The sequence below is a fragment of the Helicobacter suis genome, assembly GCF_902196125.1.
Lineage (GTDB): Bacteria > Campylobacterota > Campylobacteria > Campylobacterales > Helicobacteraceae > Helicobacter > Helicobacter suis_B.
In genome coordinates, this window is record NZ_CABIKG010000013.1 from 1 (window position 1) to 13,055 (window position 13,055).

At 38.1% G+C, this 13,055-nt stretch carries 10 protein-coding genes and 1 pseudogene; 1 reads left to right on the forward strand and 10 read right to left on the reverse strand.

What is annotated here, in order from left to right:
- Positions 1-191 precede the first annotated feature (191 nt).
- Positions 192-605 (forward strand): phage virion morphogenesis protein, encoded by a 414-nt coding sequence (locus G6Q00_RS05975; RefSeq protein ID WP_163532416.1) that lies wholly within the window; start codon positions 192-194, stop codon positions 603-605.
- Between the two features lie 83 nt (positions 606-688).
- Here the strand turns inward: G6Q00_RS05975 and G6Q00_RS05980 are convergent, their stop codons facing one another.
- The 10 genes and pseudogenes from G6Q00_RS05980 to nuoL form a co-directional block, all read right to left on the reverse strand.
- A complete protein-coding gene (locus G6Q00_RS05980) occupies positions 689-1,222 on the reverse strand; it encodes a DUF1804 domain-containing protein (RefSeq protein ID WP_163532417.1) in 534 nt (177 codons plus the stop codon).
- Positions 1,223-1,670: 448 nt separating this feature from the next.
- Entirely contained in the window at positions 1,671-2,573 is a 903-nt protein-coding gene (locus G6Q00_RS05985) for a hypothetical protein (protein WP_163532418.1), read from the reverse strand.
- Positions 2,574-2,579: 6 nt separating this feature from the next.
- Positions 2,580-3,140, reverse strand: a complete 561-nt coding sequence (locus G6Q00_RS05990; protein ID WP_163532419.1) for a hypothetical protein — start codon at positions 3,138-3,140, stop codon at positions 2,580-2,582.
- Between the two features lie 327 nt (positions 3,141-3,467).
- A pseudogene (locus G6Q00_RS05995) lies at positions 3,468-3,982 on the reverse strand (RNA-guided endonuclease TnpB family protein); the annotation flags it as partial.
- A gap of 299 nt (positions 3,983-4,281) precedes the next feature.
- A complete protein-coding gene (locus G6Q00_RS06000) occupies positions 4,282-4,431 on the reverse strand; it encodes a hypothetical protein (protein WP_163499588.1) in 150 nt (49 codons plus the stop codon).
- A 44-nt stretch (positions 4,432-4,475) separates the two neighbouring features.
- Positions 4,476-5,864 (reverse strand): phosphomannomutase/phosphoglucomutase, encoded by a 1,389-nt coding sequence (locus tag G6Q00_RS06005; RefSeq protein WP_163532420.1) that lies wholly within the window; start codon positions 5,862-5,864, stop codon positions 4,476-4,478.
- A gap of 8 nt (positions 5,865-5,872) precedes the next feature.
- Positions 5,873-8,221 (reverse strand): tetratricopeptide repeat protein, encoded by a 2,349-nt coding sequence (locus G6Q00_RS06010; protein WP_163532421.1) that lies wholly within the window; start codon positions 8,219-8,221, stop codon positions 5,873-5,875.
- 3 nt (positions 8,222-8,224) lie between these two features.
- A complete protein-coding gene (locus G6Q00_RS06015; protein WP_430750794.1) occupies positions 8,225-9,709 on the reverse strand; it encodes an NADH-quinone oxidoreductase subunit N in 1,485 nt (494 codons plus the stop codon).
- 8 nt (positions 9,710-9,717) lie between these two features.
- Entirely contained in the window at positions 9,718-11,217 is a 1,500-nt protein-coding gene (locus G6Q00_RS06020; protein WP_163532422.1) for a complex I subunit 4 family protein, read from the reverse strand.
- 1 nt (position 11,218) lies between these two features.
- Positions 11,219-13,054 carry an NADH-quinone oxidoreductase subunit L gene (gene nuoL, locus G6Q00_RS06025; RefSeq protein WP_163532423.1) on the reverse strand — a complete coding sequence of 612 codons (1,836 nt, stop codon included), beginning with the start codon at positions 13,052-13,054 and terminating at the stop codon, positions 11,219-11,221.
- Position 13,055: the final 1 nt, after the last annotated feature.

Genomic DNA, 13,055 nt, shown 5'->3' on the forward strand with positions numbered 1-13,055 from the left:
ATAGGCAACTAAAGTATCAATTTTACTTATTCCACTAATGCTAAAAGCTCTTAAATATTCCTCAAATTTAAAATTAGCCCCATTGGGGATTAGCTGGGGCTTTTTGGCTTGTAAACTGGCGATAGCTTCTAAGAATGGCATGGTTAACCTTTGGTATGATTTTAACCTATTTTAAAAAAGGAGGCTTAAGCATGTTTGATACATCTACTATCACAAGAGAGATCGCTAACATCATTGAGGACGAAGTTAGGCAGGCTTTTGAACAACAAAGAGACCCGGTAACTAATCAGGCATGGAAACCGCTAAAGGCTAAAACCTTAAAGTACAAACCTAGAAATAAGCCTATTTTAGAGCGTAGCGGGCTAATGCGTAGCGCGGTGCGTGTAGATATTGAGGGCAATAGCATAACCGCGCGGGTTAATGTGCCTTATGCCCCCTTCCACCAACACGGCACTAGTAAAATGCCACAAAGACGCTTTATGCCTTTTAAGGATAATGGAGAGCCTAGCGATTCATTATTGCAAAAAATAGATGACTATTTAGCCCCAGAGAATAGAGGCGGGCAAGAAGTGATCAATCAAGTTATTAGAATGCTTTTTAATTAATGGCGTTTAGCACCCGTTTAGCACCCATTTAGCACCCATTTAGCGCGCAATTGTTAGGGGTGGGTAGTATGTTAGTATTCTTTTTATGTCTCGTGGCTTGTAGGGCGTTTAAAAACACTTTTTACAATTAAATCAGCTGACTCACTTAAAAAGCTTACAACGGCTTTATTTTGTTGCTTTAATGCTAAATCAGCAATCACCTTAATAACGCGCATTGTATTTGCGTACAATTGCTCTTTATTTCTTAGATCATCTGTGTTTTTAGGTTGTTTTAAAAGATAGTAAAGCTTAGTGTATTTGGCTAAATCCTCTAAAGATAGATCAGGAGTTCTAATTAACTGCGCTTCAAAGCCTTCAATTAATTTAGCCACAAAATAGGCCTCACTCATGGCACTTTCTTGAGTGTTGCGTTTGTTATACATCAATAACGCGTCCCAATCATCGCCACTCTCTAGCGCTTTGTCTCTAGTTTCAATGATCGTTTTAGGTTTAATACCTAAAGTAGTGCAAATATAATTTAAGTCTTTGCCTTGCAAATACAGCGATCGTATATTTTCATGCAAAATTAGAAAATCTCTAAAGCCTAAAGGGTTATTGCGGCGTTTTCTATTTTTCATTGATCACGCTTTCAAACACACTACCTAAACTTTTAAGTAGTTCTAAAAGAAAAAGGCTATTAAAGTGATAATGCAAACAGGAATAAACACATGGAATGATCCTATGCGCTTTTATGACATTTGCTACAACCATTGTATTGTTTTGCATAAAAAGTTGACTATCTGGTGTATATGTTTTAAAACTTGCATGCGATCTTATCCTGCTTTGTGAGGTAGTGTGCAAAAACACGGGAGAAATTCCTTAAAGATGTTAGGGCAATCTTTTAAGAAAGCAAGGATATTTACTTACTTTGTGTAACTATTTTATTTCTCATATTTTTAGCTTTTGCTGACTTGGCTTATCCCAGAGGCAGTTGGAGAGTTGGATAAACAGGGTAACATAGAAATCTATTTTTTAATTTTCTGTACCTAAACTGTCTTATACCTTTAGATATTTTACATAAGTAAATTAGTCTTTAGGACTATTTTTTTCAAAAGCTGTAGCGATCCGTTGTTCTTTTTCCCCTATTTCTGTGGTGTAATAAGATTGCTGCATCACATAGTAGAGGGCATCTAAACCAGATACTTTGCGAATAACGAGTTTTCCATCTTCAATCATTTGGGGCTTATATTTTTTAGCATATTTTAAATATGCACCCCGTTTACTTTGATCGGCATCATCTTTGAATAACTCTAAATACCCCTTTTGAAGCAAAAAATCTATTCTCATTAGTTTTATTTTTGCCATAGTAGATTTAATGTCATCTAAATTCAAGTCTAAACGTAAATATTGGTAGCTAAGGTTCTCTTTGATGCTTTTAAGTTTTTGTTTAGCCTCTTGAACTTTACGTTCAAAGAAATCAGGGAATACACGCTCTAAATCCTCAATTTTTTTGAAATAAAACCTATTCGTCTCTTGACTCCAATAAACATCAGTATGATCTTGGATTAAAATGATCGGTCTATTTCCAATATACACTTTATCGTTAAAAGATATAAATTTTCTCTTAATGATAGAGCCCTGTCTGATCGCTTGGAAATATATTTTGATTTTGTTCCTCTCTCCTACACAAACAAACAGCACTTTAGGTGTATTCTCTTTGCTCTCTTTGTTTTTTATTAAAATATCCTCACTAGCAGTGTTGATGCTAGTTGTATCACCATGTATCACAAGGTTATAAGCTTTGAGAGTCTCAGGAGGGGCTTGGATACAAAACACCTCTCCTTTTTCCAGACTTTTCTCGTCCGTATTGGGCGTATAATTTATTTCTTTGCAATTATCATACACCTTAAAGTCCCATACTCCCTCTGGAAGTTCGCTAACCTTATAGATTTTTCCCTGCATCTGACAATAGAGCATTAAGTGTGGCATTGGGTATTATTCCTTTTTCTTATCTAAAAAAACAAAATCATTGAGTCTAATTAACTCTTTGAAATGCGTTTCTATTTTAAGCATTCCTCTTTTTGAAATTAAAAATACCTTAAACTTTGCATATGTATGTGGATCACTTCCTCCTTCTATTTTGCTAGGATCAATGGAAACCTCATAAAAATGGTAGCGAAAAAACAAAAGGTAGGGGTTAAAGTAGGAAAATTTACCCTTGAGAATTAAAAAATAAATAAGTAAAAACACCACCATAAACACTTTCCAATCCTCAATACTGACTGCAATCACAAAATAGGCAATATAAACAGGAATGTATTTTGGTTCAGCTATTTCTACCATTTCCACAGCGGACATTTTATCAGAGGGTTTTATATACCTTTCAATGAGATATATATAGACGTAAGACAACATGGCACAGACTATAGATCCCAGCACGACATAGGCAAGATTTAAGAAAGTGAACGCAACGACATGCAGAGTAAAAATCACCAATGCAGGAGTGAGTGCTATAAACACATAGACAAAATAAAATAAGCATAAAACTACCTCCACGTTGCACTCTCCTAATTCATACAAAAAATTAGCTCATATAACCCTAGTGTATAGATGTGAAACACCCCTCCCTGAAGGGAGCGGCTTTCTAACTGAAGCGTCCCAGCGGACACTAACACGAAAGGCTTTGTATTTAACGCCCACAAGGTCATTTCCTGACGGCGAATACGGCGATCTTAGCACAACTAAAATTAACAAGTGCTTACATCTTACGCCCTAAAGGACAGAGTTTTACGCGCAATCTGGATAAATATTTTGCTTATCCATAGATCATGATGGAGTTATGTATGCCGGATTTGCATGCCATTTTAGACGATACAAGGATTATTATACCACTCCTGCAACCCCATTGTTCACAGATTTAAGGAATAAGATTTTTATTGTATTCTTAGTTTCTACCATGCTAGTTACTAACTGATTTGTTTTTAAAACAGCTAATAGAGCCGTCATGTCCGCTAGGCTAATTCGGTAAGAGCTTTACCTACTAAATGTTTCACTAGATTTAAACTAGCATTATAATCTCTATCAAGAACTAAGCCACAATGAGAGCAAGAATACACACGATCACTCAAGCTTAGATCTGTTTTTAAATGCCCACAACCAGAACACGCCTTAGAGCTTGGATAAAAAGAATCAGCTCTTTTAATCTCTTTGCTAAAATACTTAGCCTTATACTCTAGCAAGGTGTTAAACGTAGAAATACTCACATCTGCTAAAGACTTAGCTAATTTATGGTTTTTAAGCATGTTATCCACTCTTAAGCTCTCAAGACAAAAAAGATCAAAATGAGACACTAAGACACTGGTCAATTTGTGTAGAAAATCTAAACGGATATTAGAGATGCGCTGGCGAAAGTTTGTAGGGGTATCTGTAGCCGTGTAGTTTAACATGTGCAAAGTGGTATCAAAAACGCTAAAAAAGATAATTAAACTCTTTCGTATAAATTGAGTCAATAGTTTTTATTCTTATTCTTTGCTAACTTTATTATTTTTAATACGGGCTGATTTAGTGCACCCGCTGGGCTAAAATAAGGGTTTAAAAGTTTATTTTTTGAGGCTTTATCCTGTTTTATCTCTATGTTTACTAAAGTAAACAGAACTTACGCTAAACTAGCCCCACGAAAACTTCCTAGGGCTTGGCTCTAGGGGTTTTCAAATCTTGATGAAAGGAGATTGTTATGAGCAGCAACAGCAACAACAGCAACAATAACAGGAACAACAGCAACAATAGCAATAACAGCAACCGCAATAACAGCAACAACAATAACAATAGCAATAACAGCAACAACCAAGACTAGTTATGCTATTCCCCCCTTGCTGGGGGGGCTTTAATCCCTTATTCTTTTTGTTTTTCTAGTAGGTTTAATACAGCCCTCTTATAGTTTTGCGCGCATTCTTTATCTTTGCCCTCAAAACGCGTTACTAGCGTAGGTGTGGTGTTACTTGCCCGCACAAGAGCAAAGCCATGTTCAAAGACCACCCGTACCCCATCAATTTCTATAATCTGTACAATAGGCGGAAAGTCCGGATCTAGTTTTGTTTTTAGCGCACTTTTGAGTTTTTCAATAATATTAAATTTTTCCTCTTCTTTGATACTAATTTTTTCCTCAGGGGTTTTATAAGAATAAGGTAGGGCGTTAATGATCTCTTCTAACTCCGTAGGCGTGGTGCGCACAAACAACTCTAAAAGGCGCAAACAAGCATAAAGCGCATCATCATAGCCAAAATAACGATCGTTAAAGAATAAATGCCCGCTCATTTCAGCGGCAAAATGGGCGTTTGTCTCTTTTAACTTAACTTTTAAATTGCTATGCCCGGTTTTATACATAATGGCCTGCCCTAGCGCATTGATCGTATCATACATCACCTGCGAACATTTCACCTCGCCAATGACAATGGGTTTAATCCCCTTTTTTACTAGGTCTTTAGCAAATAAAATAGCTAATTCATCGCCGGTATAAATGTGATTAGGGGTGAGTAAAGCGATGCGATCGCCATCTCCATCAAAGCCAAACCCTATAGAGATATTTTGTGTTTGCATATGCTGTTTTAAATCCTCTAAATTTTTAGCCTCGCTTGGATCGGGGTGGTGGTTAGGAAAAGTCCCATCGGGCTTAGCATACAAACTATCAAAGCAAATATTAAGGGCTTGTAATACAGGTATAAGCCCTAAAGCCCCTACACCATTACCAAAATCTAGCGCAATTTTATAGGGAAAGTTTTTTAAAGAGGTAAAGGCACTAATTAAATAGGCATGATATGCTTCTTTAGCCGGCAGTATGCGCGTTTTGCTTGAATGTGGTTTAAATGCTAGCGGTTTATACATGTGCTCTTTGAGTTCTTGAATAGCTTGCCCATAAAAGGGTTTTTGGTTGATCGTAATTTTAAAGCCATTGTAATTAGGTGGGTTATGCGAGCCGGTGATCATGATAGAATTTTTAAGGCATGTATCTTGAATAGGATAAAAGGTAGCAAAGTAAGCAATAGGGGTGGGGATAAGCCCTAAATCATAAACTTCTATAAAATTTTCTAACCCGCTTTTAAGCCATTTAAAAAGAGTAGGCGAGTGGGTGCGCGCATCATAGCCTACAGCTACAGAGTCGCCATCTTTAGCCATTAAAGCGCCTAAATGTAAACCTAATTGGTATACCACTTCCTGCGTGAGGTTGTAATCAAAAATGCCGCGAATGTCATATTCTCTAAAAATGCTAGAATCAAGTTGCATAAAAATCCTTAGGGTTTTAATAGATTAAGTGCCTGAGAACAGAGGTCTTTCCAAGGCGAATTAGTAGAGATCGCCACACAGGCTTTAAAAGTATCTTGTGCTTGTACTAATTGGTTATTTTGTTTTAAAATCGTGCCTTTGCTATAAAGTACATGTTGTCTATCCTTAGGGTCTAAAGATTTGTTTAATAATAAATCGCTTTGCTTTAAAGCTTCTTTGAGTTTGCCTTGCCGTATTAAGGCACTGATGAGTTGATTTTGGGCATAGGGGGTGTAGGTGTTATTTTGATATTTATCTTGCAAGGCAATGAGATTTTTAGCGTAGAGTTCTAAAGTTGTGGGGTTATTAGTACTCTTGGCTTCATTTTGCAAAAGCAAAGCATACACCTCAATCATGCGTACATCTTCTTTAAACCATTTTGCTAAATTAGCATAGACTTTAAATGCCTCTTGTGGGTTATTTGTTTGCATGTAATCTAAAAACACCGTAAAGGCAATATCATAGTGCTTTTTGCTTTGAGCGAGCATAGCCAAAGAAAGCGCATCTTTAGCGGCTAGTAAAGAATTTTGATAATCATTAAGCGCGTAGAGATTGCGCCCCTGTCTATATAACCAAGCTAGTTTATCCGTGGATTTATCTTTAAGAGCGCTTTGAGAAAAGATAGCCGCCTTTTGATAAAGCGCTGCTTGATAAAGGCAATCAAAGGCTTGTATTTGTTCATCAGCATTAAAGACATTGGGATTAAAGCCAGTAACGCGTACTAAGAAAGAATTAAAGCTTTTACAATCTGCATCTTTAAGCGCTCTTTTGCCTAATTCAATTAAAGCGCCTTGTACATAGGGGGAGTTTTGTTTGAGTTTGAGTTCTAAAACTTGACTGTAATACCGGTGTTCTAAAAGCAAAGCTGCCTTATACTCTAAAGCCTTTTGGTGTTCATCAGAACCTGCAGGATAATCTTTAAGCACTTGGTTATAACGGGCTAATTTTTCCTCATAATTGCCATGCATTAAAAAGAGTATCTTTTTATCGCGGGCTTTGACTAAAGCGATATGGATAGCGTTATTGTAATTGTCTATGTATTCTGAGTTAGCTAGGTGGGCTTCATTGGGTTGGTTATTTTTCTCATAGAGTAAGCCTAATTCAAAGGTGGCTTTTTCTTGGACATTAAAATCATTGCTTTGGTGGGAGAGAAGGGTGGCAATTTTAATTGCCGGTTTAAAAATGGCGCGATCTTTAAGCATAATGAGTAGTTCATAAGATTTAATCGGGTGTTTCATAAAGTATTCAGGATTACCATAAATGATTTTAGCCAAAATTAAAGCGGCATTTTTAGCACTTCCGGTTAGATCAAATAAACTCCAATTAAAAGCAATTTCGCTTGCGCTATCAATATCCTTAGCTTCTTGATAGGCCTTTTCAAACCCCATTAAAGCCCCGCTACGGTTACCCTCATTGGCGGCTTGTTGTGCTAAACGCATTTGTGAGAGAGGGGAGTAGCGACTTTTAGGGTATTCCTCCATAATGCGTTTAAAAGTTGAAATTGCTTGGGGCATGTAATTAATTTGGCTATAAGCATCGCCTAAAGCATACAAAACAGAGGGGACTTGGGGGTCTGAAGGGTAGAGTTTGATCCACTGGCTAGCTACTTGAATCACTAAATCTTGTTTTTTCTTAAGATGGCTTAGCGCTATGATTTCATAAAAATAGAGGTCTTTTCTAAAAAGCGTATCTGGATAGAGTTTTAAAATATTAACAATGGATTCTAAAGCCTCCATATAATAGCCATTATCAATTAAGCGTTTGACATTAAGATATTCTGCAAAACCTTGATCTTTGGTATGCATGATAGGCTGGTTATCCACATCTAATTCTGGAATTAAGGGCGTTTGGGCATTTTCAATGAGGATAGGAAAATTCAAACCCTCCGGATACACCGCTGTAGGGTCTTTTGTAGTTAAAAAGGGAATGGTGTGTACAAAACCCACAATTTGCCATGTTTTAGAAGATTCTAAGGATAGTCTTTGAATGGGGATACTTTGTTTATAATCATAGGGGAGTGCAAAGAGTTTTTGTTTGTATTGGGGCTGGATATGCAAATAAAAGACAAAATTTTTCATCTCATAAAAGACTTTAAAAAACTCTGTTTGGAAAGGCATAAAACCCATTGAAGGGATTGAGGCAATGGTGCAGATAATTTCTTGCATAGGGTATTTGACTTCTTTGCATTTGAAGGATTTATCATGGGTTAGAGTGAGGGTTGCAAAATTCTCCCCTTTTTGCTTACCATTTGTGATTGTAAGGCTGAGTGCGGGCAATAGCGCGCATGCTAGCATTAAAAGCCCTAAAATGCGTAGCATAGACTAAACTCTATTAGAACCCATATACGCTTGTAAAACAAAGATAGAAAAGACACATAAAAAAGCCATAGCAGTGGTAAGGGTATAAAGGGTGGTGTTTGCATTGCTTGAAAGAGGCGTATTAGATTTAACCGGTTCTTTAAAAAACATCGCCACTAAAAGGCGCAAATAATAGAGCGCGCCCACTGCGCTATTTAATATCATCACAATAGGCAAAAAGATTTGATGCTGGCTAATAACTTGTTGCAAGATAAGCACCTTACCCCAAAACATAGAAAAGGGAGGGATACCAGCTAGAGAGCATAAAAAGATCGCGCTTAATAAAGCTAAAAAGGGTTTAGTTTGAATCAAACCATTAAAGCGCTCATAGGGGTAGTTATAGGTGTGGGCCTTTGCATCATCTTGATTACTCACTATCCAAAGTACAGCAAATGCCCCGATGTTAGTGAATAAAAATAAAAGCCAATAGACAAAAAGAGCCGACGATCCAACAAAAGCGCAGGCAAGCGCAAAACCAGTATGAGAAATAGAGCTATAAGCCATCATGCGCTTAACATCTTTTTGTAAAAGTGCCATTGCATTAGGGATTGTAATTGTAAGGGCAATAAGAGTTATATAAAGGGCGGTATAAAGATGTCCGCTAGCCTCTGTAGCAGTAAAAACTGCAGAGTAGGCAAAGACATACAGTACCCGCAAAATCACGACAAACCCGGCTATTTTAGGCACAATAGAGATAAAACCAGCAAAGACCGGGTTATTGCCCTCATAAATATCAGGCATCCAAGTGTGGAAAGGTACAAGCGAGACTTTAAAACCAATAGCTCCTAGCATGCATGCAAGTGCTAAAAGGAAAATAGGTAGGGTTAGTGGTGTGGCTTTATTAAAAAGCGTACTTCTAAGGCCATCGCTAATTCCGGCTAAATCTAAACTACCGGTGAGAAAATAAAGTAAAGCCGTGCCCATTGTAAAAAATACGCTAGCCAAAACCCCCATGCTAAAATATTTAATCGCCGCTTCAATACCGGTATTTTTATAATTTAGTGCCATTAGCACACACATAGATAAAGAGGCGGTTTCTAGGCCTAAAAGAATAAGTAATAAGTGATCAGAAGAAACCATGAGTTCAAAACCGGCACTCATAAATAGATAAAGAGAGTAAAACTCTGGGGTTTGAAACTCAGTAAAGCGCTCTTGGCTTTGTACTAAAAGCAGCAATAAAAAACTAGCTAAGACTAATAATAATTGCCCATTGAGGGCAAAATTATCATTAAGAATAACCCCTACATTTTCTATAGGGGGTTTGTAAGTGTAGATAACCACCAGACTAAAGGCTAAAAATACAGATACTAAGGATACATTTAGCCCGCGTGAAAAACGCATAAAGGCATTAATTAATAAAAGACAAATACCCCCGCCTACGCTAATTAACATGGGCAAGAGGGCTTGTATATCTAACTCAGGGGATAAAGAAGAGAGGATAGAATTCATTATTATCCTTAGGAAATTAATCGCCCTTGCAGGGTTTGTAATAACACTTGTACGCTTCGCTCAATAGGAGATAAAAGAGGTTTAGGATAAATGCCTAAAAATAAAATAACAGCCACTAAACACGCCATAATGCTTTTCTCACGCCAGCACACATCTTTAAACGCCAGTACACGCTTATTTGGCAAACCAAAAAAGACCTTTTTATACAGCACTAGCATATAAATAGCAGATAAAATAATGGTAGTTCCAGCTAAAAGCGCAAAAAGAGGGGAAATTTTAAAAAAGCCTAGTAAACTTAAAAATTCGCCTACAAAACCGCTAGTTAAAGGCATGCCCACATTGGCTAGGAGAATAACCATAAAAAAGGACGCATAAGTAGGCATGGTTTGGGCTAATCCTTTAAAGGCCACTATTTTAGTAGAATGGCTGCGATCATAAAGCATGCCAATGAGCATAAAAAGCCCGGCGCTAACTAAGCCGTGTGAAAACATCGTAAAGATAGCCCCGCCAACACCCTCTGTATTAAGCGCATATAACCCTAAAAGCGCTACGCCCATATGCGACATAGAACTATAAGCAACTAGCCGTTTCATCTCTCTTTGGGCACAGGCTAAAATCCCCGCATAAATCACCATGAATAAGGATAAAGTACTCAAGGGTAATAAGAGATAAAGTACGGCATTGGGGAATAAGGGGAGTAAAAAGCGCACCATTGCATAAGTGCCCATTTTAAGAAGCAAAGCAGAAAGCAAGGCTGATCCGACAACAGGGGCGTTACCATAGGCATAAGGTAGCCAGCTATGGAAGGGAAAGATAGGGATTTTAACCGCAATGCCTAAGAAAAGCGCGCCAAAGACCCATAAAGGTGCATTACCGGGTAGGGCTTGGGGTAGTATCACTTGTGAGAAAGTGTTTAGATCAAAATCCCAGAAAGGATTACCTAAAAAAGTGAGGCAACTATAGGCATAATAGATAATCCCTAAAAGCATGATTAAAGAGGCAAAAAAAGTATAAAGAAAGAATTTAAGCGCAGAATAGATTTTATCCTTGACTCCAAAACGCCCGATTAAATAGAGTGCGGGTAAAAGCGAGGCTTCCCAAAACACATAAAAAAAGATGAGGTTAAGCGCGCTAAACACACCCATTAAAATCCCCTCTAAGAGAAGAAAGCAGATGAGCATATCTCTAGCATGTTCTGTAACATACAAGGATAGTAAAAAGATTACAAAGGCGGTAAGCAAGATTAAAAAAAGTGAAATCCCATCTACGCCTACATGGTAGTTAATGCCCATTTGTTTGAGTAATTCTACAGATTCTTCAAATTGCATCATGCCCGTGTGTTTATCAAACACCACCCATAACCCTAAGACTAAAAGCAACTCTAAAGAAGAAATCACTACGCCATAAATCTTAGCCTGTTTATCTTGCAAACCAAAGAGGGGCAAAGACGCTAAGATAGGCAAAAAGATCAAAACACTTAAAAAATGGTGTGGCAATAGGGCATCCATATTAACTCCAGAAACTTAACATCATTAAAAATGTGATAGCTAGCACGCCAAATGCCATCCATCTTAAAGCGCTGCTTAAATTTCCACTCTGCATAGGGCGCAAAGACGAACCCAACAAAACAGGGATTTTAGCCACAATATCTACAAGAGGATCTAAAACGCGTATCTCTACTTTACGCCACAAGATATAGGCAAACTGGAGGAAAAATTGGCTAATCTTAGCATAAAGCTTGGGGATATAATACTGGTTAAAGAGCAAATGATAGAAAAACCCGCCCTCTTTAGCGCTAATGCCTTTTTGGTATTTTTTAACAGCATAAACAATAGAGGCTAGTACGCCTAAAGTAGTGAGGATAAGTAATAATCCTTTTGGTACAGGATATTCTGCAAAGGAGGGTACAGAAATAGCCTTAGAAACAAAATGTAAAAAAGAGTGCTCAAAAAGACCGGCTATGATAGCTAAAATCCCTAAGGGTAACATGGCTAATAACATGAAATTAGGCGCTTCATGGGGGTGATCTAGCTGGTGTTTTTGAGGGGCAAAAAAGACAAGCATTAAGAGTCTAAAACTATAAAAGGCGGTAAAAAACGCCCCGATTAATAAAGCCAAAAATAGCCCATGGTGGCCGGTGGCAAAGGCCACTTCTAAGATTTTATCTTTAGAAAAAAAGCCAGCAAAGGGATAAATCCCACACAAAGCTAGCGAGGCTAGCCCCATTAAAATAGCTGTCATTTTTAAGGGTTGGTATAATTTGCCCATTTTAGTGATATTAAGCTCATCATGCATGGCATGCATGACATTACCCGCACCTAAAAATAAAAGCGCTTTAAAAAAGGCGTGGGTAAAGAGGTGAAATAGTGCCACCCAGTAAGCCCCAAGCCCCGCCCCTACAAACATATAGCCTAGTTGGGAGAGGGTGGAGTAGGCCACAATGCGCTTTAAGTCTTGATTAACTAGTGCCATGCTTGCTCCAAAAAGCGCCACAAACGCCCCTAAACAGGCAATGGCATAACTTACTTGTGCAATTACATGGTAGAGTGGATGGGCGCGTACAACTAAATAAACCCCAGCAGTAACCATAGTAGCCGCATGGATAAGTGCAGAAACCGGAGTAGGCCCCTCCATAGCATTAGCTAGCCAAGTGTGCAAGGGAAATTGTGCGCTTTTGCCCACCGCCCCAATAAAGAGTAAAACCCCAATCCAAAAGAGCAAATTAGAATCAGTATGCGCGATATTAGCAAAGACAACAGAGTATTGTAGCGAGCCAAAAGTCCAGTAAATAAGCAAAATTCCCATAAGCATGCCTAAATCGGCGATGCGATTCATCACAAAGGCTTCAATAGAGGCGTTGTTAGCACTCTTTCTTTGATACCAAAAGCCAATGAGTAAATAAGAGCATAACCCCACACCCTCCCAGCCTACAAAGAGACCTAAAAAATTATCGCTAAGTACCAGCACTAACATAGAAAATACAAAGCCAGAGAGATAACTAAAATAGCGATTAAATCCCCTATCCTCTTGCATGTAGCCTATAGAATAGACATGTACTAAAAAAGAAACAAGTGTTACCACTACGATCATGATTGCACTAATGGGATCAAGTGCAAAGGAAAAATTAACATGTAAACCGCCTAGATTGATCCAATCTAACAACTTTAGTTGTACTAGCTGCCCATGCAAAGCCCCTACCAGTAAACATATAGCCTCTATACAAGCAAAACCTAGTAAAGTTGAGTTAATCACCCCTACATGCAATCTCTTTGCATGCCCACCCCAAAAGCCCGCATAAAGCGCTCCGATTAAAGGCGCAAATAACACAACAAGCAGACTTTGCATT